General features: G+C 47.5%; 23 protein-coding genes. 22 read left to right on the top strand and 1 reads right to left on the bottom strand.

Translation table 11 applies throughout. The features are described 5' to 3' along the window. The first annotated feature begins 40 nt into the window (after nucleotides 1–40). The 22 genes from ACMXI2_RS21305 (at nucleotide 41) to ACMXI2_RS21200 (ending at nucleotide 23,019) form a co-directional block, all read left to right on the top strand. Nucleotides 41–550 (top strand): transcription termination/antitermination NusG family protein, encoded by a 510-nt coding sequence (locus ACMXI2_RS21305; RefSeq protein ID WP_483778088.1) that lies wholly within the window; start codon nucleotides 41–43, stop codon nucleotides 548–550. 18 nt (nucleotides 551–568) lie between these two features. Further along, nucleotides 569–1,591, top strand: a complete 1,023-nt coding sequence (locus ACMXI2_RS21300) for a mannose-1-phosphate guanylyltransferase (RefSeq protein WP_483778087.1) — start codon at nucleotides 569–571, stop codon at nucleotides 1,589–1,591. 25 nt (nucleotides 1,592–1,616) lie between these two features. After that, nucleotides 1,617–2,561, top strand: a complete 945-nt coding sequence (gene fcl / locus ACMXI2_RS21295; protein WP_483778086.1) for a GDP-L-fucose synthase — start codon at nucleotides 1,617–1,619, stop codon at nucleotides 2,559–2,561. Nucleotides 2,562–2,572: 11 nt separating this feature from the next. Continuing rightward, nucleotides 2,573–3,919 carry a UDP-glucose dehydrogenase family protein gene (locus ACMXI2_RS21290; RefSeq protein WP_483778085.1) on the top strand — a complete coding sequence of 449 codons (1,347 nt, stop codon included), beginning with the start codon at nucleotides 2,573–2,575 and terminating at the stop codon, nucleotides 3,917–3,919. A gap of 32 nt (nucleotides 3,920–3,951) precedes the next feature. Next, entirely contained in the window at nucleotides 3,952–5,049 is a 1,098-nt protein-coding gene (gene gmd, locus ACMXI2_RS21285) for a GDP-mannose 4,6-dehydratase (protein ID WP_483778084.1), read from the top strand. Nucleotides 5,050–5,059: 10 nt separating this feature from the next. After that, entirely contained in the window at nucleotides 5,060–6,613 is a 1,554-nt protein-coding gene (locus ACMXI2_RS21280) for a lipopolysaccharide biosynthesis protein (protein WP_483778083.1), read from the top strand. 3 nt (nucleotides 6,614–6,616) lie between these two features. Next, entirely contained in the window at nucleotides 6,617–7,771 is a 1,155-nt protein-coding gene (locus ACMXI2_RS21275; protein ID WP_483778082.1) for a glycosyltransferase family 4 protein, read from the top strand. Continuing rightward, entirely contained in the window at nucleotides 7,764–9,029 is a 1,266-nt protein-coding gene (locus tag ACMXI2_RS21270) for a hypothetical protein (protein WP_483778081.1), read from the top strand. Before ACMXI2_RS21275 ends, ACMXI2_RS21270 begins: the two co-directional genes overlap by 8 nt. Before the next feature lie 19 nt (nucleotides 9,030–9,048). Continuing rightward, nucleotides 9,049–10,194 carry a glycosyltransferase family 4 protein gene (locus tag ACMXI2_RS21265; protein ID WP_483778080.1) on the top strand — a complete coding sequence of 382 codons (1,146 nt, stop codon included), beginning with the start codon at nucleotides 9,049–9,051 and terminating at the stop codon, nucleotides 10,192–10,194. Between the two features lie 11 nt (nucleotides 10,195–10,205). Then, on the top strand, nucleotides 10,206–11,132 hold the full coding sequence (locus ACMXI2_RS21260) for a polysaccharide pyruvyl transferase family protein (protein ID WP_483778079.1): 927 nt from the start codon (nucleotides 10,206–10,208) through the stop codon (nucleotides 11,130–11,132). A 3-nt stretch (nucleotides 11,133–11,135) separates the two neighbouring features. After that, the gene (locus tag ACMXI2_RS21255) at nucleotides 11,136–12,494 is read left to right on the top strand and encodes a hypothetical protein (RefSeq protein WP_483778078.1); all 1,359 of its coding nucleotides are present in this window, start codon (nucleotides 11,136–11,138) and stop codon (nucleotides 12,492–12,494) included. After that, complete coding sequence (locus ACMXI2_RS21250; protein ID WP_483778077.1) at nucleotides 12,491–13,567, top strand: glycosyltransferase; 1,077 nt, start codon at nucleotides 12,491–12,493, stop codon at nucleotides 13,565–13,567. Before ACMXI2_RS21255 ends, ACMXI2_RS21250 begins: the two co-directional genes overlap by 4 nt. A gap of 9 nt (nucleotides 13,568–13,576) precedes the next feature. Continuing rightward, on the top strand, nucleotides 13,577–14,707 hold the full coding sequence (locus tag ACMXI2_RS21245) for an XrtY-associated glycosyltransferase XYAG1 (RefSeq protein WP_483778076.1): 1,131 nt from the start codon (nucleotides 13,577–13,579) through the stop codon (nucleotides 14,705–14,707). Then, nucleotides 14,708–15,613 (top strand): glycosyltransferase family 2 protein, encoded by a 906-nt coding sequence (locus ACMXI2_RS21240; protein ID WP_483778075.1) that lies wholly within the window; start codon nucleotides 14,708–14,710, stop codon nucleotides 15,611–15,613. It begins immediately after the preceding gene. 6 nt (nucleotides 15,614–15,619) lie between these two features. After that, the gene (locus tag ACMXI2_RS21235) at nucleotides 15,620–16,201 is read left to right on the top strand and encodes a WcaF family extracellular polysaccharide biosynthesis acetyltransferase (protein ID WP_483778074.1); all 582 of its coding nucleotides are present in this window, start codon (nucleotides 15,620–15,622) and stop codon (nucleotides 16,199–16,201) included. Continuing rightward, nucleotides 16,198–17,631, top strand: coding sequence for a capsule assembly Wzi family protein (locus ACMXI2_RS21230; protein ID WP_483778073.1), 1,434 nt, complete (start codon nucleotides 16,198–16,200; stop codon nucleotides 17,629–17,631). Before ACMXI2_RS21235 ends, ACMXI2_RS21230 begins: the two co-directional genes overlap by 4 nt. An 18-nt stretch (nucleotides 17,632–17,649) precedes the next feature. Then, nucleotides 17,650–18,885 carry a WcaI family glycosyltransferase gene (locus ACMXI2_RS21225; protein ID WP_483778072.1) on the top strand — a complete coding sequence of 412 codons (1,236 nt, stop codon included), beginning with the start codon at nucleotides 17,650–17,652 and terminating at the stop codon, nucleotides 18,883–18,885. A gap of 34 nt (nucleotides 18,886–18,919) precedes the next feature. Then, the gene (locus tag ACMXI2_RS21220) at nucleotides 18,920–20,305 is read left to right on the top strand and encodes an undecaprenyl-phosphate glucose phosphotransferase (RefSeq protein WP_483778071.1); all 1,386 of its coding nucleotides are present in this window, start codon (nucleotides 18,920–18,922) and stop codon (nucleotides 20,303–20,305) included. A gap of 64 nt (nucleotides 20,306–20,369) precedes the next feature. Beyond that, a complete protein-coding gene (locus ACMXI2_RS21215; protein WP_483778070.1) occupies nucleotides 20,370–20,798 on the top strand; it encodes an NAD-dependent epimerase/dehydratase family protein in 429 nt (142 codons plus the stop codon). A 241-nt stretch (nucleotides 20,799–21,039) separates the two neighbouring features. Continuing rightward, the gene (locus ACMXI2_RS21210; protein ID WP_483778069.1) at nucleotides 21,040–21,729 is read left to right on the top strand and encodes an NUDIX hydrolase; all 690 of its coding nucleotides are present in this window, start codon (nucleotides 21,040–21,042) and stop codon (nucleotides 21,727–21,729) included. A gap of 4 nt (nucleotides 21,730–21,733) precedes the next feature. Continuing rightward, nucleotides 21,734–22,279 carry a 2OG-Fe(II) oxygenase gene (locus ACMXI2_RS21205; RefSeq protein ID WP_483778068.1) on the top strand — a complete coding sequence of 182 codons (546 nt, stop codon included), beginning with the start codon at nucleotides 21,734–21,736 and terminating at the stop codon, nucleotides 22,277–22,279. 8 nt (nucleotides 22,280–22,287) lie between these two features. After that, nucleotides 22,288–23,019 (top strand): metallophosphoesterase family protein, encoded by a 732-nt coding sequence (locus ACMXI2_RS21200; protein ID WP_483778067.1) that lies wholly within the window; start codon nucleotides 22,288–22,290, stop codon nucleotides 23,017–23,019. A gap of 16 nt (nucleotides 23,020–23,035) precedes the next feature. On the opposite strand, the gene ACMXI2_RS21195 is transcribed toward ACMXI2_RS21200, so the two are convergent. Continuing rightward, the gene (locus ACMXI2_RS21195; RefSeq protein WP_483778066.1) at nucleotides 23,036–24,106 is read right to left on the bottom strand and encodes a hypothetical protein; all 1,071 of its coding nucleotides are present in this window, start codon (nucleotides 24,104–24,106) and stop codon (nucleotides 23,036–23,038) included. Nucleotides 24,107–24,136: the final 30 nt, after the last annotated feature.

The following is a 24,136-nucleotide window of genomic DNA, read 5'->3' as shown; positions in this document are numbered from 1 at the left end:
TTCTACAAAAAACTATCCGATCACCTTAAAACCGGCTTCTATGTTTAATGAACAGCCTCCGGTCTGGTATGCGGTATATACCCGGCCAAAATGCGAAAAAAAAGTGGCAGACCTTTTCACCCGTAAAAAAGTGGAACACTACGTTCCCGCTAAACCGTTGGTGCGTGCCCGTAAGATCATCCAGGAACCTCTTTTTCCATCCTACGTATTCGTACACATTCCTGAAAGCAGGAGCTGGGTGGTAAAGGAAACAGACAACGTGGTCAACTTCGTGTACTGGCTGGGGCAACCGGCGGTGATACCGGATCACGAAATAGCACTCATCCGCCATTTTCTCCGTGATTATGAAGATGTATCTGTAGAAAAATTTCCTATACGGGCAGAGGAAGAAGAAAATCGTTCTGCTTCTACCGCCAGGATCTTACAGATCAGCCGTAACCGCGTGAAAGTGGAACTCAATAGGCTGGGCTGTATGCTTGTAGCAACCGTGCCTTCCAGGGAAATGACGGTGATCACCGGCCATAAAACGGTGAACGGACATCATTACTGACCATAAACCAATCATCCTATGATGCAGCATATTCTCCTTTGCGGTGGCTCCGGCACCCGGTTATGGCCTTTGTCCAACCAACAAACGCCCAAGCAATTACTCACCCTGTTCGACGGCTATAGTCTTTTGCAACTCGCTTTCCGGCGAAACCGTTTTGCCTGTAACAAAGTAATGGCGATTGTCAATGAACAGCAGTCGGAAATTGTTCAGGAACAACTGATGCAGGCAGGCGCAGCTGCGCCGGTATGCCTGGCCGAACCGGTAGGACGTAATACGGCTGCCGCCATTGCCCTGGCAGCCTTCACCGCAGAGCCGGAAACCATACTACTCATTACACCGGCCGATCACCTGATAGGCACGCCCGACCGATACGCAATGGCCATTGAAACCGCCGGCCTGCTGGCCGCTGGCAACCATATTGTTACCATTGGCCTGGTGCCTACACGCCCGGATACGGGATTCGGCTACATCAGCTACTCCGGTCATGATGTGCTCCGTTTCGTGGAAAAACCTGATCGCGCCGTGGCAGAAGCCATGCTGGCCGCCGGCGGATTCCTCTGGAACAGCGGCATCTTCTGCTGCAAAGCACGCATCATGCTGCAGGAACTGCAAAAACATGCACCTGCTATCTATGAAGCTGCTGCCATCGCCGCGGAAGAATGGAAACAAACCGGCGTGCTGTCGAAAGAAAGCATGGAAGCGATTCCGTCTGACAGCATCGACTATGCAGTGTTGGAAAAAAGCAGTATCGTAAAAGTAGTGCCCAGCAAAATGGACTGGAGCGATGTAGGCAGCTATGAAGCACTGGCAGATGCACTTTCACAACATTACCAGTACAGGAATCACCAGGCAGTATTTATTCAAAGCGATCCCCGTAAGAGTATGGTGATAGGAAAAGATAAACTGGTAGCATTGGTAGGTGTGGAAGATATGGTGGTGGTGAATACAGAAAGCGCATTGCTGATTATGCGGAAAGGAAGCGGACAGGATATTAAACAACTGCATCAATGGGTGAGGGAAAACCGCCCGGAGCTGCTCTAAACATAAACACAATCAATCAACACGTATGGAGGCAAACGATCTTATATATGTAGCCGGCCACCGCGGAATGGTAGGAAGTGCTATTAAACGCAGACTGGAAACACTAGGTTACCAGAACATTATTACCCGCACATCCGGCACACTGGATTTACGGAACGCTGAAGCGGTAGATGAATTTTTTGCAAAAGAAAAACCGGCCTATGTATTCCTGGCAGCCGCCAAAGTAGGCGGCATACACGCTAACAATACTTACCGCGCAGAGTTCCTGTATGATAACCTCATGATTGCCGCCAATGTAATCCATTCGGCATGGAAACACAACGTTACCAAGTTGCAGTTCCTGGGAAGCTCCTGCATTTACCCGCGCATGGCGCCGCAGCCTATCAAAGAAAGTTTCTTACTCACAGGTTTACTGGAACAAACCAATGAACCCTACGCGATTGCAAAAATAGCCGGCATCAAATTGTGCGAAGCTTACCGCGATCAGTATGGCTGCAACTTTACCAGCGTAATGCCCACTAACCTGTTCGGCATCGGCGATAATTATCACCCGGAAAATGCACACGTATTACCGGCGCTGATCCGCCGCTTTCATGAAGCAAAAGTAAATCAGAAACCATCGGTAACTGTATGGGGTACGGGAATGCCTAAACGCGAATTTTTATTTGCAGATGACCTGGCGGATGCCTGTGTATATCTCATGCAGCATTACAGCGATAAAGAACCGGTGAACATCGGAATAGGAGAAGACCTCACCATCAAGCAACTGGCAGAATATATCCGGGAAGTGGTTTGCTATGAAGGGGAAATCATTTTTGACGCTACCAAACCGGATGGCACACCACGTAAGCTGATGGATGTATCAAAACTGCACCGGCTGGGATGGAAACATAGCATCAGCCTGAAAGAAGGACTGGTAATGGCTTACAGGGATTTCCTGCAACAGGATCAGTTCAAATTACAACCTTAAAAACCAGGGGTATGAAAGTAGTTATTGTAGGAACAGGATATGTTGGACTGGTTACCGGTGCCTGCCTGGCTGAAGTGGGAACCAGTGTTACCTGCGTTGATGTGGACGCAGCAAAGATAGCGCGGCTTCAGAAAGGGGTATTGCCCATTTATGAACCCGGTTTGCCTGAAATGGTGATGCGTAATCAGGCAAGCGGCCGGCTTTCCTTCACTACCTCGCTGGCCAGTGCATTACCCGGTGCTGAAGTAGTATTCATTGCTGTAGGCACACCACCGGGAGAAGATGGCAGCGCTGACCTGAAGTATGTATTACAGGTAGCGCATGAGGTAGGGCAGCACATGGAGCATTACCTCCTGCTGGTGACCAAAAGCACCGTGCCGGTAGGTACCGCCGCCCGTGTGAACCGCGCAGTAAAGGAAAGCCTGTCGGCCCGTCAGCTGATTATTGATTACGATGTAGCGTCCAACCCGGAGTTCCTGAAAGAAGGCGCTGCGGTAAATGATTTCCTGAAGCCGGATCGTATAGTCGCCGGCGTGAGTACTACCCATGCCCGCGAAGTACTGGAACAATTATACCGCCCATTTGTGTTAAACGGACACCCGCTGCTTTTTATGGATATCGCCTCCGCGGAGATGACCAAGTACGCAGCCAATGCCATGCTGGCTACCAGGATCTCCTATATGAACGATATCGCCAACGTATGCACGCTTGTAGGTGCTGATATTAACCAGGTACGCAAAGGTATCGGCAGCGATCCCCGCATCGGGAAACACTTCCTGTATCCCGGCATCGGCTACGGTGGTTCCTGCTTCCCGAAGGATGTAAAAGCCCTGATTCAGACCGGCCGAGAATACGGCTATCAGCTCCGCATTCTCGAAGCAGTGGAAGCAGTGAATGAAGACCAGAAGAAAATACTATCCGATAAAGTATTCCGTCATTTCGACGGCGATATCAAAGGCCGCACGTTCGCCATATGGGGATTGTCTTTCAAGCCCAATACCGACGACATGCGGGAAGCGCCTTCCCTGGTGCTGATCAACAGCCTGCTGGAAGCCGGCGCGCAGGTTCGTGTATACGATCCCGTTGCAATGGAAGAAGCGCTTCACCTGCTGGGCGACAGCGTCATCTTTGCAGATGATATGTATGCCGCCGCCACCGGTGCAGATGCGGTACTACTGGTAACGGAATGGAATGCCTTCCGGATGCCCGACTGGCCACGCCTGCATAGCCTGCTGCAAACACCACTGCTCTTTGATGGCAGGAATATCTATGATGATGTACAACTGGTAAAACACGGGTTCACCTATTACGGCATCGGCAATACTGCCGCTACCGCAGTAAATGCCCTTATGCAATAACTCATTTCTTTATCACTAAAAATAACGATCGTATGAAAGTAGCCCTGATAACAGGTATTACCGGCCAGGATGGCGCTTATCTGGCAGAACTGCTGCTGGGAAAGGGATATATGGTGCATGGTGTAAAACGCCGCGCTTCGCTGATCAACACAGAAAGAATTGATCACCTCTACCAGGATATGCACAGCGAAAATGTGCGCTTCCGTTTGCATTACGGCGATATGACCGACAGCACCAACCTCATACGCATTATACAGGAAATCCAACCGGATGAAATCTATAACCTGGCGGCCATGAGCCATGTACGGGTAAGTTTCGACACGCCTGAATACACGGCCAACGCGGACGGAATAGGTACATTGCGTCTCCTGGAAGCACTGCGCATCCTGAAAATGGAAAAGAAAACACGCATCTACCAGGCCAGCACCTCCGAATTATATGGACTGGTACAGGAAGTACCGCAACGTGAAACCACGCCTTTCTACCCACGCAGTCCATACGCCGTGGCGAAATTATACGCTTACTGGATTACGGTGAACTACCGCGAGGCTTATGGCATGTACGCCTGCAACGGTATCCTCTTTAATCATGAAAGCCCACTGCGCGGAGAAACCTTCGTAACCCGCAAAATCACCAGGGGCGCTGCTGCTATCGCACTCGGCCTGCAGGATAAACTGTACCTCGGTAACCTGGATGCACAACGCGACTGGGGTCATGCAAAAGACTATGTGGAAGCCATGTGGCGCATCCTGCAACAGGAAAAACCGGACGACTATGTAATTGCCACCGGCATCACCACTACGGTGAGAGAGTTCGTACGCATGTCTTTTGCAGAACTGGGCATTGAAATCGCCTTCACCGGCACGGGCGCAGACGAAGTTGGTACCGTAGCCGCCTGCACAAATGAAGTATATGCGTTGCCGTTAGGCAAGCAGGTGGTAGCCATCGATCCGCGTTATTTCCGCCCCACAGAAGTGGAACTGCTGATAGGCGATCCTACCAAGTCCAAAACAGTACTGGGATGGGAACCAGCCTACGACCTGGCAGCACTGGTAAAGGAAATGATGGCCAGCGATGTGGCGTTGTTTGCAAAGAAAGAAGTTACACAACTGGAACACTTAATCGGATAATTTAACCAACATGCAGGTAGCGAACAGGGTGATATTGAATACAGGAGCACTTTACGGGCGAATGCTGATCACGGTTTTTATTTCTTTGTACGCCACCCGGCTGGTACTCAACCTGCTGGGTGCGGCAGACTATGGATTGTTTAACCTGATCAGCGGGGTCATTGCCATGTTGTCTTTTCTGAACATGGCCATGACCATCAGCACGCAGCGCTATATGTCTTTTCACCTGGGCACCAAAGACGCACACAAATTAAAAGTGGTGTTTAACTCCAGCGTGCTGCTACACTTTGTACTGGGCCTGGCATTGGTGCTGCTGTTTGAAGTAATAGGCAGCTATCTTTTTGATCATGTGCTCAACTATCCTGCATCCCGCACGGTGGCCGCAAAGCTTATCTTTCAATTCATGGTGGTCAGCGCATTCTTTACCATCATCTCCGTGCCTTATGATGCTACATTGATTGCACAGGAAAACATGGTAATGGTAGCCATATTGGGTATTGTAGAGTCAGTAGGAAAGCTGCTGATAGCACTCAGCCTGCAATACACCTCGTACGACCGGCTCATTGTATACGGTGGCCTCATGGCATTGCTCACGGTATTGTTGCTGGTATTCAAGCAAGTGTATTGCGCTGTGAAGTATGAGGAAAGCCGAATCCGCATCCGGCAGTATTTCGACAAAAGTCTGTTGAAAGAAATGTTTGCCTATGCAGGATGGAATATGTTTGGCGCCGGCAGCTTTGTGGCCCGCAACCAGGGTATTGCACTCCTGCTGAATGTTTTCTTCGGTACCATTGTAAACGCGGCCTATGGTATAGCCAACCAGGTGAATGCGCAGCTGAGCTACTTTTCTGTTACCATGTTGCGGGCATTGAATCCACAGATCATTAAAAGTGAAGGCAGTGGCGACCGTCCGAGGATGCTGCGGCTGGCGATGATTGCCAGCAAGTTTTCCTTTTTCCTGCTGAGTTTTTTTGCCATCCCTATAATGATAGAAATGCCTTTTGTATTGCAATGCTGGCTCAAACAAGTGCCTGATTTTACCGTGATGATGTGTCGCCTGATCATCGTTGCTACGTTGATTAACCAGCTGTCATCCGGCATACAGGTAGCCGTGCAGTCGGTAGGGAAAATAAGAAAGTACCAGGTAGTGGTCAGCACAATGGTGCTGTTCAATTTACCCGTTGCATGGTTGCTGCTGAAAGCCGGATACCCCGCAGCTACGGTATTGATCAGCGCAATAGCCATAGAAGTAATAAGTGGTATCTATCGTATGATGGCAGCGAAAACCATCACGGGCTTATCACCGGCAGTATTCACGAGGCAGGTGATCATCAAATCAATAGTGCCGGTACTGCTGGCAGCCGGACTGGCCTGTATCCCGCAGCTATTCATGGGTAAAGGGTTTGTACGGTTGGGCGTTACCACGATAATAAGTATCATCAGTATTGTGTTCCTCATCCGTTTCATTGGGCTAACCACTAATGAAACCGCGAAAGTGGAACAGTTACTCAACAGGATTTTTACAAAACTACAGGCACGGCTAGTGGTATTAAAAGCGAATTAAGATATGAACATTCTTTTCTTCACAGACATATCTCCCTTCCCGCAAAACGGGGGAGAACGGATCAGGAGCTACTACCTGATCAAAGCTTTGTCGCAGCTCGGCTATGAGGTGATTGCCGTGGTACGGAATGTGGAGAAGGTGGACCTGCAAAAATACCATCTCCCTAACGTTACTTTTTATACTTATGAAGCAAAACCTTTTGACCTGCTGACCCGTATTACGGGTAAGCAATACTTCCAGCGATCCGCTACTGTGATGAACATCTTTGAAGAAGTGTGCCGGGAATACCCTTTGGCGGCGGCTATCCTGGACTATGGCTATGTAGGTCATTATATTTCTTATTTCAGAGAGAAACAGATACCCGTTATCCTGGGTACTCACAACGCACAGCCCATGATCACGTGGCAGCTACCTTCAAAAAGTATTGTGGATAAGCTGCGCAAGTGGCAGTTGTTCAGCATGGAGAAGCTGCATGAACGTATGTACTTTAACAAGGCTGCTGCTGTGCTGGTAGTAAGTGAAGATGATAATGCCTATCACACCAGATTCCTGCCTAAACAGAAAGTTTTTACCATCCCCAACTTCCTGGATGCAAAAGATTATCACTTCACCGGGAAGAAGCAACAGCGTGTGCTGGTGATGACGGCTAACTTCGGTGTATATATGAATTTCGCCGGCCTCAAATGGTTTATAGAAAATGTATGGGACGATGACCTGGCCGGGAAGTATGATCTGTGGCTGGTTGGCAGAGGTTCTAAAGAGGCGCTGAAACAAATTACCGGCAAAGAAGAGTACCGCAATATTGTGGCCTTTGGAAAGGTAGACGATGTAAAATGGTATATCTCCGTAGCCAGTGCAGTGATCATTCCGTTGGTGCATGGCAGTGGCACCCGCCTGAAATGCCTGGAAGCAATGGCGCTTAGCACACCTATTATCAGCACCCGGAAGGGAGTGGAAGGCGTGAAGAGCCATCACTTTATTGTGTCCGATGAACCGGCGGCCTTTAAACAATCCTTACTGGCCTTTGATCCGGAAACAGATAAAGGCGCCAGGTTGCGCGAAGATTTTTTACAGGAATACAGCCTGGATGTAAACCGGGAACGACTACAGCAAATTGTTAACTACGCGGTACGCGGTAAAATGCCTGCCTATGTTTAACCGGATCAAAATAGCCATGTACACCTTGCTGAGTGGCGTGAATGTAGCACTGGTAGGCCAGTTGAAGCTCAATGAGATCATGGTGCTGCTGTCTACTCCCTTTGTATTTGACCTGCGGGATTTTAAAGCATATCCCATGTTCCGCAAGATCATTTTTGCCTTGGTAGCGCTTTTTGTATTTCAGGCTATTACAGATCTGTTTGTTGTACATAGTTCATCGGAAAATTTCATGCGCGGCTGGGCTGCTATTATTATGTCTATCCTCTCATTTATTTTTCTGTTTAAAACTTTGGAAGATGATCAGGCAATCTTCTTCTTCCTTTGCATGACACTTATAAAAAATATTATCTGGACAGATGATAATGCAGACACCGATATGTCGTACTTCAAGTTTAAAATGGTACCTATCCTGTCGTATGCTGTTTATATCTGTTCTTTCCTATTATATCGCAGAGGACGATGGAAAGCAGTGCTGGCACTGTTATTAGGCTATAGCCTGTTGTGTTTTGCCCGCGACTCGCGCTCAACAGGCATGGTCTTTTTCCTGGGTGCTATCATCATCTATTGCTTTAACAGCGGTATGTACCTCACCCGCGACCGGTTGCTGGTATTTGGTATTGCAGGCGCTATCCTGTTCCAGTTTGCCTATGTGTGTTATGTAAATGCTGTGATGAACCATGAAATAGGGGGGGATCATGCTTCCGAACAAATCGACCGGCTCGATAATCCTTATAATCCGTTGTCGTTACTCATGACAGGCAGGGGCGAAACCTTTGCTGCAATGGCCGCTATTGCTGATGCGCCTTTGTTCGGTCACGGTTCCTGGGCAAAAGATGATAACCTGCAGTATTACCGGATCCTGTTACTATACCAGAATGAAGAGATGAATGAACAACTGGCTACCTCAACAGATCACCTGATCCCCAGTCACTCGATCCTGCTGGGCGCCTGGGTAAACTGTGGGCTGGGTGGATTTATTGCGGTATTGCTCATATTCATCTTCCTGCTGAGAATGGGGTTTTATCTCATCCGGAATGCTGCTGATACAGCCTTGTACCCGGTACTGGTGCTCATGACGATTGGGGTGATATGGACCTTTCTTTTCTCCCCCATCCAGCAACTGAGATTTAATATACCTGCTATCGGTGCAGTGTTGTTACGCGCGTATTATGATTTTATGGAAGAAGCCAGCACTGAGGAAGTAACGGTACATACAAATGAAACGATCGATATGCTATCTCCCGAAGGGAAAATATAAACGGTAAAAAACATCAGCTATGAAAATATGCTTCATTACACTAGGGGATATTAAATTCATTGCCACCATGAAACGGGCCATAGGCATGGCCGGACCGTTGCTGTCGCTCGGCTGGGAGGTGTCCATCATTGCACAGGACAGTGAAGAGAATCGCAAACGCATAGGGATGGAGTGCAGCGAGGCCGTGAAGGTATACTACTATCAGCCTGGCTCCGCTGGGGAAGAAGTACGGGTTAAAACAGATTTGGTAAACCAGATTGCACCCGACTATGTACTGTTTTGTTCCTTTAGTTTCCGTAACCGCATTTCCAAAAGTAAACTCAACGTAAAACCAAAAATACTCATCGAACATTCGGAGCTGCCCTCTGGTATCCCTGATAATAAAGGGATTCGCAAGTTTGCTATGCTGGCGCTGGAGTATTGGTCGGTGTTATATGCAGATGGATTACTATGTGCCAGTAAGTATCTCTGTAACGTATATACGAAAAGAGCTGCACAGCTGTTCCGCAAACAGCTTCCCGTTTTATACTCGCCATACGCATTCAATAACGATGTAATCGCGTCGCCCCGTATCCGCCTGAAAGAATTGCAGGACGCTTATGCGGGTAAAACAATGTTGATCTATATGGGCACGCTCACCCGCAACTATGGCCTCTTCACTATGTTGCAAGCGATGGAGATGGTGAGCAAGGAACGAAGTGATGTGGTGTTAATGCTGTTGGGTCAGGGAAGACATATGGCGGAAGCAAAAACTTTTGTGAAAGAGAAACAACTTGATGCACAGGTGGAATTCCTGGGCTACGCGCCGGAAGAAGATCTCAGCTCCTGGTTTACTGCTGCTGATGCATTTATTTCTCCGCTGAATGATACCGTGCAGGACTGGGCGCGTTGCCCCAGCAAAATTTATATGTACCTGCCATTTGATAAGCCGGTGTTTACCTGTGCCATTGGTGAGCCACTGGAAATATTCGGACAACAGGGATATTATTTCAACAATAATGCGCCGGCATCGCTGGCAGCATTGATCAGTAAACTGGCCAATGGCAGACTGGCGCCGGCAACGGTGAACAGCGAAGCTCACAGCTGGGAACGACGGGCAGTTGATTTTACAGCATGGATCAACAGTAATGATGCAGTAAAAGTATTACGTATTGCTAACCTGTAAATGACTACAACGTGGACTATGTATATTATAAAGATCCCAAAGGTAATTTTGGTGACGACCTGAACGGCTGGCTCTGGCCCAAGTTATTTGGCGAAGGCAATATCAATGACCCGGAAGCATTCCTGGGCATTGGCTCCATCCTGTTCGATGGTTCTCCATTATTCAGGGATATACCGGACAAATGCAAGATCGTATTCGGCACAGGTGTAAGGCCCTCTCATCAAACCTTCAGCCTCAACAGCAGCTGGGATATCCGCTTCCTGCGGGGACCATTGTCTGCCTATGCGTTTAATAACCAGTTCCCGTATATCGCAGATGCTGCTTATGCCATCCGTCAGTTGCCGGAGTTCGATAAATTCCTGAAGGTGAAAAAAAAGTATAAGGTGAGCGTGATCCCTTATTTTAAGTCAGTGCCATTTTTCGATTGGGAAGCGCTCTGTAATAAACTGGGTTATAATTATATCTCACCGCGGTCTGAAAAAGGAGTAGAGCATACCTTACAGGAAATCGCTGCATCAGAATATGTGATTGCAGAAGCCATGCACGGCGCTATCCTGGCCGATGCGCTGCGCGTGCCCTGGCATCGCTTTATATTGTCTACCCCGCATACAGAAGGCAGCGGTGTGGCGGAATTTAAATGGATGGACTGGCAGGCCGCCATTCATCTGTATAATATCAATGCCACACCAGTGAAGCTTTACCGCAAATCGTTTCTTCATCAGAAAATTAAGACACTTTCCGGTAACCGCATCAGTGCGGAATTTATGGCCAGGGATATCGTAAAAACAGACCTGCTGAAAACGCTGCAGGCAGTGAATGGTTTCTATTTATCTGAAGAAGATGTTATCAGGCGTATCGATAATAAAATTCATGATCAGACTTTTTTGTTAAGAAAGGAAAAGTGCATGGATAAATCATCTTTCATCACAACACATTAACATATGCAGCAGGAATTTATTTTATCAGCAGGAACAGGACATTTCTTTTTTGGTTTTCATGATCTGGTAGCTTGGAATGCTGCAGGTGATAAATTGCTCGCATTACAAACACCAGATATCACCGTTCCCCCGGACCCGCGCATCCCCTGCGGCATCGGCTATTTTGATGCAGCACAGCAATACCGCCGCATGGGAGATACCTATGCCTACAACTATCCGCAGGGCGCCCGCCAGCAATGGATCGGCGATACAGATACTTTTATCGTAAATGATCGTGTTGATGATGTTTGGGGTTCGCGGATATATGATACAAATGCCGGTAAATGTGTGAGCGTATTGCATCAGCCCGCCCATGTGATCACAGATGAGGGCGTCGCTTTTGGTATCGACTATGCGCGGCTGTTCCGTGTAGGAGGATATGGATACACGGGTCTTACGGATAAGTATGCACACGTTCATGTGCCCGATACATCCGGTATTGTGAAACATAATGTATACACCGGTGAGCAGACCCTGCTGCTGTCTATTGCCGCTGCTGCCAATTATAAAATGAATCCGGCCCTGGGGCAACATCATTATATCACGCATCTGCTGCTGAATCCTTCGCAGCAGCGGTTAGCATTCCTGCACCGCTATAAGTTAAAGGATGGCGGCGAAACCACACGGCTCATGACCATCGGTGTGGATGGCAGCAACCTGAAATGCCTGGCAACAGGTTTCCTCAGTCATTTCGACTGGAAAGATGATGCCCACATTGCCATTTGGGGCAGAACTGGCAGTAACATAGAAAAACTGCGTGGCTCGCTGTTGTATAAAATGATGCCTTCCGGGTTGATTTCCGGAGGAAAGAAAGTGTTGAAGAAACTATTATATACAAAAGAGAAAGGAGCCAAAGCAGTAGCGCCCTTCAACTGGTTGTTACTGGAAGATGTGGATAACGGTACACCGGCTATGCTGGCGAAAGATATTATTACAGAAGACGGGCATCCGATGTTTTGCCCTGCGGACCGCGACTGGATGATTTGTGATACCTATCCCAATCAACAGGGGATTCGTACGCTGTTCCTTTTCCAGTACAGCACACAACAGAAAGTTACGTTGGGCACTTACTGTATGATTGATGATAAACCTGACCTGCAACTAGCACACCCTTTACTGGCCGGCGTGGAAGAAGGTGTGTTAAAAGCCTTCTCACTGGAGCAGATGGCTTTTACACGCAGCGGTCTGCACTGCGATTTACACCCGCGCTGGAAGCGCGATGGTAACGTGGTGGCTTTTGATTCCATCCATGAAGGCCGCCGCATGATTTATGGTTATGATGTGAGCAGTATTATTCATGCACATAAAAATGTATTGGTATGATTGCCATCCTGCAGCCATTGGTACCGCATTACCGCGAACATTTTTTTAACCGGCTCAATGAGCAGGCCCCTTTCGATCTGTATTGTTATGATCAGGCGGATGCTATCAAACAGCAGAACCTGTCGGCAGGCAATACTGCGGTGAAGCAATTACCTGCCTGGAGCGTAGGCCCATTTGTGTTATATAACCCGTTGCGCTTTTTTAGTAAAGATTATAAGGTGCTGGTGCTGATGCTCAATTTCGCGCATTTGTCAACCTGGATGATCCTGCTGATGAAACCTTTGCTGAAACAAAAGATTATCCTCTGGGGACATGGTATTTCAGTAAAAAGATATGTACAGGAAGAGCAACGGCCCAGCCGCCTGCTGAAATGGATGATACAACTGGCAGATGCTACCTGGTTTTACACGCCAAAGGAAATGGCGCTCTGGCAACAGGAAATGCCGGGTTTAAAAGCAGTGGCTTTAAACAATACTATTTCTGAAGTAGAGAAGATCATGCAACGGGAGGCGCCCGATAAAGCGGCACTACGGGAAAAGTACAATATCCGTTCAAAACGCATATTGATTTATTGCGCCCGCTTTAATGAGACCGGCCGTCGTATTGATCTGCTGGAGAAGCTGATGCAGGAAACCGATCCGGAACAGTATGGATTTATTATCATCGGGGCAGGTAAATATAAACCGGACTTCAGCAGTTATCCACATGTGCACGACTTCGGGGCAGTATATGATCCTGTCATCAAACAGGAGTTGTTTGGCATCGCCGATCTGTACTTTCAGCCAGGATGGGTGGGCCTTTCGGCGGTGGAAGCAATGGCCTATGGTAAACCGGTGTGTACTTTTAAACGCAGCGAGGAAGTGTTGCAATGCGTGGAGTACAGCTATATCCGGGATGGTTACAACGGACTGATCTTCGATAGTATGGAGGAGTGTTTGTATGTGCTGGATCAATTGTCGGATGAAGAGATCAACCGGCTGGGGCAACATGCAAAGCAATTTGTGGGAGAAAACCTCACCATGACGGCGATGGTGGATAATGCTTTTCACTCACTGGATTCAATGAATAAATAACCCTTGTTTATGAAGATACTTTTTATTGTTCCTTCCTACAAACCGGCCTACGTGTACGGAGGTCCTATTGTAGTAATAGCGCGGTTGGCGGAGCAACTGGTGTTAATGGGGCACCAGGTGGAAGTGTATACTACCACTGCCAACGGTGCGAAGGAACTGGATATAGCGGCTAATACTACGGTGATCATGGACGGGGTTAAGGTAACCTATTTCAAGAGGATCACCGGCGATCATACGCATGTGTCGCCGGCATTGTGGAAAGCAGTTTGGTCTAATGCAAAACGATTTGATAAAGTACATATCCACTCCTGGTGGAATTTCCTGGTAATGGGCGCTTCCTTTATCTGTAAATGGAGGAAGCTGAAACCATTGCTATCGCCGCATGGCATGTTCTGCGACTATGTACTAACGGCGCGGAATAACAGGAAGAAGAAACTGCTGCATACGGTGATGGGTAAACGTTTATTAAAGAATACTTACCTGCATGTTTCATCAGAGCTGGAGTGGAAGGAATGCCGGCAGGTGAATACCCACTGGGAAGGCGGACAGGTATTTAACCTGGTGGATTTGCCGGAAGGGAGTTTTATACGGAAGGAGAACGAAGTATTTACCATCAGCTTTCTTTCACGGGTGGATCCCAAGAAGGGGCTGGACCTGCTGATCCGTGCATTGGCAAAGGTTACGTTCCCCTACCGGTTACAGATCGCCGGGAGTGGAGATGCACAGTATGTAGCAGAACTAAAAGATTTAATTGCGTCGCTCGATATGGATAATAGCGTCGAATGGGTAGGTTGGAAAGGCAGTGAGGACAAATTTCATTTCCTCGCTGCCACCGACCTTTTTGCGCTTACCTCCCGTAATGAAAACTTTGCCATTGTGGTGATAGAATCGCTGTATGCGGGTACGCCGGTGCTGATCAGCGATCAGGTAGGATTGGCAACCTATGTGCAGCAGCATGATCTGGGCTGGATTACGGGGATCGATAGTGTGGATATGATCACAGCACAGCTCACTGCTGCTTACCAGGAAAAAGGGCAACGGCAAAGGATTACGCGGTCTGCCCCTTTGCAGATCCGTAGTGATTTCAATGATGCCACGCTGGCATCGTCTTATGTAGAACTGTATGAAAAATGTAGCTAGATGAAGATCGCGGTAGTAATACTCACATTTAATGAATCGTTGCACCTGGCACGCTGCCTGGAGAATCTCCGGCAAATAACAGATGAACTGTACGTAATAGATGCTTTTTCAACAGATGATACCGTAGCGATAGCGGAGAGATTCGGTGCAAAGGTTTTTCAGCGTAAATGGGTCAACTATGCCAATCAGTTTCAATGGGCATTGGATCATTGCGGCATTGAAACGCCCTGGGTGATGCGCATGGATGCAGATGAGTACCTGGAACCCGGATTGGTAAAGGAAATCCGCCAGCGGATAGACAAAGTACCAGCTGGTATAACGGGGATATATATACGCCGCAAGGTGTTATTTAAAGGTAAATGGATCCGCTTCGGCGGTTTCTACCCGCATACCCTGTTGCGGATATGGCGCAATGGGGTAGGCAGCATCGAACAGCGCTGGATGGATGAACATATTGTATTGTCCGACGGCGCTACGATGCTGTTTAAAGAACATATTGTAGACGATAACCTGAACTCTATTCACTGGTGGGTAAACAAACATAATAACTACGCCATCCGTGAAATGGTGGACCTGCTGAATATCCGCTATGGCTTCTGGCAAACCGATGAAAGGTTGCTGCGCGAAAGCGGAACACAGGCCAAACGGAAACGGTTCCTGAAAGAGAAGGTATACGCCTCCATGTCGCCGGGAATGCGCGCGTCGCTGTACTTCCTGTTCCGCTATGTGGTACGTTACGGCTTCCTGGATGGCTATAAGGGCTTCCTTTTCCATTTCATGCAGGGGTACTGGTATCGTTTACTCGTAGACGTTAATGTGCAGGAATTTCAGCAAAAGCTTGATGGAAAAGAAAGCAGGGAAGATATTATGGCGTTACTGAAACAGGATTATAACATTCATATCTGATATCACATGACCACTAATCTTGCTGCATTTAATACAGGCAGTTATTATGCCGGCCCTAAGTGGAAAGTGCTGTTATGGTACTTCTGTAACTACTATATTTTCAACAGCGCTTTCCCCTGGCCTTATGGCTTTAAAAGTAAGCTGCTGAAGCTGTTTGGCGCCCGTGTAGGCAAGGGCCTCGTTATAAAAACAAAGGTGCGGATCAAATATCCCTGGCTGCTGACTATCGGCGATCATTGCTGGATAGGGGAGTCGGTGTGGATTGATAACCTGGCGGCGGTAACGCTGGGAGATCATGTTTGTCTTTCGCAGGGCGCCCTGTTGCTCACCGGCAACCACGATTATAAACAACCGGATTTTCCTTACCGGCTCGGGCCCATTCACATTGAAAACGGCGCCTGGATAGGCGCTATGGCAGTAGTGTGTGCAGGTGTTACCTGCGGCAGCCATGCCGTACTTACGGTGAACAGCGTGGCTTCAAAAGAAATGCAGCCCTGGCTGATCTACTCTGGGAACCCTGCGGTGGCAGTACGTAAAAGGGAAATGAAAGGGCATACGGTTACCATGCTAAATACGGCGGCTATATGAAGAAATGGTGCTTATATATCGCGTTAATGATGGGACCAGCCACCGCGTGGGCGCAGGTTCATTTTGCAGATTCGCTGGAAGTGCACGCGGGCGCAGCAGGGACCATTGCTTCGAAAGACTACCAGCCGCTCTGGCTCATGGCTAATCATTTTGGTACCATCAGCGACCGTAAAGGCGATGTATCCACACATGTTGGCTTTAGTAACAGGCATGTATGGAAGGAGAATTTTTATGTGAGATACGGGCTGGATGTATACAATAATGATCAGTTCCACCAAACATTTATAGAGCAGGGATATGTAAAAGCCGGTTATAAACACTGGGAAATCAGGGCCGGCCGGTATGAGGAAATCATTGGGGAAAATGATAAAGACCTGAGCAGCGGCTCTATGGGGATTAGTGGTAATGCACTCCCTATTCCAAAAGTAGGCATCGCGGTAACGGAGTACACCGATATTCCCTACACCAATGGCTGGGTTCAGTTTAAAGGACTCATCAGTCACGGCTGGATGGGGAAGGACCAATACATCAAAGATGCCTGGTTGCATGAGAAAAATTTCTATCTCCGCATAGGCAAAAGAAAACTAAAAGTATTTGGCGGCCTACAGCACTACGCGGTATGGGGCGGCAACCGGAAAGACCTGCCAAAGATCACTGCCGACTGGCAGGGGTTTATGGATGTGCTGCTGGTTAAAACAAAAGATGATGGCACCGTTGGTACTTCGGAAATACAGCCCAATCGCCCCGGCGACCACCGCGGCATTATAGAAGGAGGTATTGAATGGGAAAACGACCAGTTGTCTCTTCGCCTGTATAATCAAACTCCTTTTGAATCGGGGCAGGGTATCGATATCCGGAATATCGACCGGCTCCTGGGTATTGTGTATACCAACAAACAAGCTGGCAGCTGGCTGGAGAAGATCACAGCAGAGGTGCTGTATACCAAACAAATGAACGATTTCTTCCCGTTGCATCAACGAGAAAGCTATTATAACAACGGGGTATATCTTACTGGCTGGGATTATCATGAACGTGTGATCGGCACTCCGTTGTTTATTGACCGGGATCGCGGACAGCATTACTTCCCCAGCATGAAGCCGTTCAACTGGAATGATCACAAGGATTCACTGAGAGCAAAGGGGGGGAATATTATTAATAACCGTGTAATGGGAGTGCATATCGGCGCACTTTATCATCTCCCGAAAAAAATTACCGGTAGAACATTAATCACCTACACGCAGAATTATGGCACCTACACCAATACTGCCCTTTTTAAACCAATGAAGCGGCAATGGTATACCCTGCAGGAGTTTCAGTACCAGGTGTCGTCGAAAGGACTTGCCCTGAAAGCATCCATAGCAGTGGATCAGGGGCAGCTCTCCGATAACGTGGGGTTTATGCTGGGGGTATTATGGAGTTGGCGGCAATAATATTTAAATACAACGTATATGGGTAAACGAATATTACTGATAGGCGGCAATTTTTCACCCGAGCCAACGGGAATAGGAAAGTATAATGGAGAAATGATTAGTTGGCTGGCAGATAACGGGGACGACTGCACGGTAATAACTACCTATCCTTATTATCCGCAATGGCAGGTGCAATCGCCCTATGAACGGTCAAAGAACTGGTTTAAAAAAGAAGTACATCCGCAGGGAAAAGGAAAACTAACGGTGTATCGCTGCCCGCAGTATGTACCTGCAGAACCTTCCGGTAAGAAGAGAATGTTGCAGGATTTTTCTTTTGCGGCAGCCGCATTCGTCAAAGTGATGCAGCTGGTGTGGAAAAAGAAGTATGATATCGTAATTACGGTAGCGCCGCCTTTTCATCTCGGGTTGCTGGCCGTTTTCTATAAAAAGCTGCGGGGCGCCAGCTTCGTGTATCATGTGCAGGATCTGCAGATAGAAGCCGCGCGCGACCTGCAGATGATCCGCTCGCCACGGCTTATCAATGCGCTGTTGAAACTGGAGAAGATGATTCTCCGGCAGGCGGATCATGTAAGCAGTATAGCCGACGGGATGATCCGTAAAATAAGTGACAAGGCCGGCAGGGAAGTGTTTTATTTTCCTAACTGGGTGGATGTAACACAATTTCATCCACTAACGGACAAGGCTATATTAAAGCAGTCTTTTGGATTTCTGCCTACCGATAAAATTATATTGTACTCCGGCGCCATCGGCGAAAAGCAGGGGCTGGAAGCCTTGTTGCATGCCGCCGCGTCATGGCAGCACCGCGAAGAAATGAAATTCCTGATCTGTGGTTCCGGCCCTTATAAGGCCAAACTGGAACAGGTTGCATCGCAGCTGCAGTTAAAGAATACAATTTTCTTTCCATTGCAACCCCTCGCGCAGTTTAATAACTTTTTAAACATGGCAGACGTACACCTGGTTATACAAAAATCACATGCCAGCGATCTGGTGATGCCATCTAAATTAACTACTATACTCGCAGTGGGCGGTATAGCGCTGATTACCGCCAATGAAGGCACTGGCCTGCATGAGCTGGTTAGCCGGCATCAGATGGGCATCCTCGTGGATGCGGAAAACCAGGAGGCGTTGCAAACAGGAATAGGCAGGGCCGTATGGGAAAATACTGCCGACATTGCAAGGAATGCCCGTGAATTTGCAGCCAGTCACCTTTCTATTTCAGGAGTGATGACGCGCTTTAAAGAACAGGTGGCGTAGCGCTTTCTTTTATTGATCAACCATATTCTATTTTATGCTGAACCGGTATCTCAAAATTTGCAGTATCCAGTTGATTGTTCTGGATTTTATCTGGCTGAATGTGTTGTTTTTTTTAACCAGCTCCTGGTTACAGCGGTACGACCGTATGCAGGATATTAATGTGGATATTTTTCTCGTGGTATCAAATCTCTCCTGGCTGGTGGCTTTGTACACTACTGGTATTTACTTCCTCAGTCAGCAATTATCGTTTGACCGTATTGCCCGCAAAACAATACAGAGTATATTGTTGTACCTGTTGTTATTGTTGTTGTCATTGTTTCTTACCAAGCAGTTATATTCCCGGTTGTTTATCCTGAGTTATTGTTCCAGCTTCCTGTGCATGGTATTATTGGGCCGCTGGATTTTCTACAAGGTTACCCGGCATATCCTGCATCGCAGCGGAGTGGAGAAGAAAGTAGTCATCCTGGGGTATAATGATCTTTCCAAACAATTGGCGGATCAGTTGATAGGAGATAACAGCAACCTTAAGTTTGAAGGTTATTTTGAAGAATACAGTAACGTGCATGAGTTGTCTTATTACCCGGTAATCGGCAACCTGGAAGCCTGTGTGCCTTACGCACAGTCTAACAACATCCGTGAAATATATTCTACGTTATCTCCCGAAAAATTTCCTTACCTGTACACGCTGGCGAGGGAGGCAGAACTGAACCTGATTCATTTCCGTTTTGTACCCGATTTCAAGTTGTTTGTGAACAGGCAGATCTTTGTGGATTACTTCAATAATATTCCTATTATCTCATTACGTTCTGAACCGCTGGATGATATTGCCAACCGCATCCGTAAGCGTGTGTTTGATATTATCTTCAGCAGTCTTGTGATTGTTTTTATACTCACCTGGCTGATTCCTTTGCTGGCGCTGCTGATCAAGCTGGAGTCCAGGGGGCCGGTGTTTTTTATTCAATACCGTACAGGCCGTAATAACCTGAATTTTCCCTGTTTGAAACTGCGGAGCATGTATGTAAACAATGAGGCGAATGCGAAGCAGGCCACGCGGCATGATAGCCGGTTCACGAAGATCGGGCGTATTCTGCGTAAAACAAACCTCGATGAAATGCCGCAGTTCCTGAATGTTTTTATGGGAGATATGTCTATTGTGGGGCCTCGTCCACATATGCTTCGTCATACCGAGGAATTTTCGCGGGTGATCCAGCAATACATGATCCGCCATTTTCTGAAGCCCGGTATCACAGGCTGGGCGCAGGTATGCGGGTTGCGTGGGGAAATTACGGAAGAATCGCATCTGCGCAGAAGGATCGAACATGATATCTGGTATATGGAGAACTGGTCGGTATATCTCGATCTGCGTATTATATTTTTAACGATCAGAAATACGATTAAGGGAGATGAGAATGCGTTTTGAATACCGGTATAGATATTTTGCTTAAAATCATAGGAAAGATTAAATTTCAGATTAAATCTTTCCTATGGAGATAAGAGCCATTATTACAGGAAGTACCGGTATGGTAGGAGAAGGGGTGCTGCATGAATGTTTACAACATCCGGATGTAAAAGAGGTGCTGGTCATTAACCGCAGGCCTTGTGGCGTACGGCATCCCAGGCTGAAGGAAATTATTCATGAAAACTTCTATGATATGCTGCCCGTGGCTGCAAAGCTGCACGGATATAATGCCTGCTACTTCTGCCTGGGCGTTTCTTCTGTAGGAATGAAGGAGGAGGCTTACAAACGGGTCACGTACGATCTCACGATGGAAGTGGCTAAAACGCGGTTTTTTCCGCAGTCGGTATCCACGCTGGCAGAGGTAGGGCAGGCCATGATCAACGTTACCCGCTACGGATGCCCGAAGCCGGTACTGGAAGTAAAAGATATCCTGACTTTGGCCCATCATCCATGAAATACTGGTAACCTGCGGGATAGCGGCCTACTTTATATAGATGTCGGGGTGTATATTTGCATCTTGTTACTTTAACAGTGTAACAGTTGTAGGTTATGAGATGACTGGAATATTCCTATCCCGGGTCCAAATAAAAAAAGGCGGTGCTTCGGCGCCGCCTTTTTGTTGTGCACAACCCCAGTTTTTTTAGGTTATCTCCCCAAAAAATCTTTACTTCACGTTAAAATGACGCAAACGGAGTATGATGTCTTTCCACGAGTATAAGAACCCTTCCCTGGCGGTAGACCTGGTGGTATTTGGGTACCACAACAATACCTTATCGGTATTGTTGCTGAACCGTAAAGAGGAGCCGTTTAAAGACTGCTGGACCTTACCGGGCGGCTTCCTGCAAATGGAAGAAACCTTCCTGGACACCTGTTCCCGCATCCTGCAAACAAAGCTCGGCATGAAGGAAGTATTCCTTGAACAGCTCTATTCCTTTGACGCACCTGACAGGGATCCGCGTGGCCGGGTAATAGCCGTGGGATATTATGCCCTCATTAACCCCGCTAAATTTGATGTGGTGGCCGGTAGCATGGCCAATGATGTAAAATGGTTCAATGTCAGGAAAATGCCGGTCCTGGGCTTCGATCATAAACATATTTTTAAACAGGCACTGCAAAGGCTCCGGTCGAAGATCCAGTATTACCCGGTAGGATTTGAATTGCTGGATGAACTGTTTACCATCACAGAGCTGCATGAACTGTATGAATGTATCCTGCAAACAACGATCGACCGGCGCAACTTCCGCCGCAAAATACTGGATGCCGCCTATGTGGTTAATACGGGCCTGAAACGCGAAGGATTGAAGAACCGGCATCCCGAACTGTATAAGTTCAACAAACAACTAAAGAAAAATAATTTCCAGATCAATGTTCCCACTGAAACCTGATGTTATGGAGAAAATGACTTACACCCCGGAAATTTTTACCATTAAAAACTTTCTCAGCACAGCCGAATGTGCCCAACTCATAAAAAAAAGTGAAGCAATGGGCTACGGAGAAGCCACCGTAGACGTAGGTGGAGGCGTACAACGGATGATAAAAGGTGTACGAAATAATGAACGGGTCTTGTATAAAGATGTAGCTTATGCTACCTTTATCTGGGAACGGCTGAAAAACTCTGCTCCGGAAGGAAAAGATAACAGAACCGCCTCCGGTGTAAATGAATTGTTCCGGTTCTATAAATACAGTCCGGGACAACGTTTCAAAATGCACAAGGACGGCAGTTTTGAGCGGAACAGGTTTGAAGCCAGCCAGTATACTTTTATGATCTATCTGAACGAAGCATATACCGGCGGGGAAACCATTTTTGCCTCCGGCGAAATTATCCGCCCGGAAACCGGTACCGCCCTGATATTTCATCACCCGTTGCGGCATGAAGGTTCATTGCTTACCGCAGGTGTGAAATATGTGCTGCGAACAGACATTATGTACAAATAAAACAAAACATGCCCGCAACCTACGTAATAGGTGATATACACGGTGCGCTGAAAGCCCTCAAACAGCTGGTAGAGCGTATCGCGCCGAAAACAACCGATACTCTGATTTTTTTAGGTGATTATGTAGATGGATGGTCTGAGTCTGCAGAAACAATCACCTGGCTCATGGAACTGGAATCACAATACACCTGCATTTTTATAAAAGGAAACCACGACGCCTGGTGCGAATCCTGGCTGAATGGCGTAATGCCCGAAGCCTCCTGGCAACGCAATGGCGGCAAAGCCACGGTGGAGAGCTTCAATAAACTGTCGCCCGCAGCATTGGAAGGTCACAAACAATTCCTGAACCGCATGCGCATGTATTACACTGATGATCAAAACAGGTTGTACATACACGCGGGGTTCACTTCCACTCACGGCCCCGCCCATGAAAGGTTTGAACCCATGCTCTATTGGGACAGAAGCCTCTGGGAACTCGCCCTGGCGATGGATCGCGGCATTCCAAAGAACTCCATGTTCTATCCAAAAAGACTGCTGCAGTTCAAAGAGATCTATATCGGTCATACCCCCAGTCTTAATTATGGTGAAGACCTCCCCATGATCGCCTGCAACGTACATAACATCGATACCGGTGCCGCCTTCAAAGGCAAAATTTCCGCGATGAATGTGGATACGAAGGAAGTTTGGCAGAGCGATGCGGTGTATTTGCTGTATCCGGGGGAGAATGGCCGGAATCCATGACTCCGGCCTTCAACTATTATTTGCTTACAGCTGTCTGTATTGTTTTTAACTCCTTCATCAATGCTTTATTGGTGGCTTTTACTTCCGTTATTTCTTTTTGCATAGAGATCAGGTGCAATGTAAGCTCTTCTACTTTTTTCAGCAGAATGGTATTCATATCTCCCAGATCCTGGCCGTTTTCAGCAACTTCCTTTGCGGAAGGTACCTCTGGTAAATGTTTGTTTTCCCTGATGAATGCTTCGGTTTTTTGTAAAGATGGCAACAGGTAATCCTGCTCAAAAACATAATCAGGCCAGGTAGCGGCCTGTGTTACTTTAACCCTTCTGGCGGCAATAGTGCCTTCTACGGCAAGTTTATTGGTACCGGGGGCAGTGGTGCCTATGCCCACGTTGCCATTGGCTTTGATAAGCATGAATGGGGCTGAAGGTGATCTTACCACAAACACATTCGCATTTACTAAGCCGCTAAGTGTGTTACTTCTCGCGAGAAGTGTAAAAGCAGCTGCATGCGATTCATTAGAGGAAGCGGTCACATCTTCGGCTTCAGCAATCAGAGACAAACCGTAACATCTTCCCGGCGAATAGGCGCGACCAGTAATAGTAGGTACGTAACTGCCGGTAAATGAAGTTGAGTTGTGAATAGTCAATGCCGCACTCGTTTCCGGAATATCCGTACAGGTAAATTTAGCCAAACTTATTTGTGTGGGACCGTTGACATGCAATTGCGCAGTAGGTGACACTATATTAATCCCCATAAATCCGTTACTTCTCATAACTGTTAAATGCCTGGCAATAAAGCTGCCATCGTTGTTATAAGCAAATAATGCAAAATCGCTGCCCTGAGGGTTAGTACCATTTTCTGCATTGACGGTTCCCAACCCCCAGCGATAAGCGCTACCCTGCATAAGCATATAGTGACCTGACCCACCTGCGCCGGTTGTGACAGATGTCCTGAACTGGCTTGCGCGTCCAATCCCATCAATATTAAAATCGGCGCCACTCTGCAACGTAGTCTGATTGAGGATCTGTGCATTACTCATCATTGCCGTCAAACAGCAAAAGGAAGTTAACAAAAAGAATCTTTTCATGATATAGGAGAATAAGGTTACAAAATCAAC

It is taken from the genome of Chitinophaga sp. G7 BAM 1005 (assembly GCF_057126945.1).
This window is presented reverse-complemented; position numbering and strand designations above follow the sequence as displayed.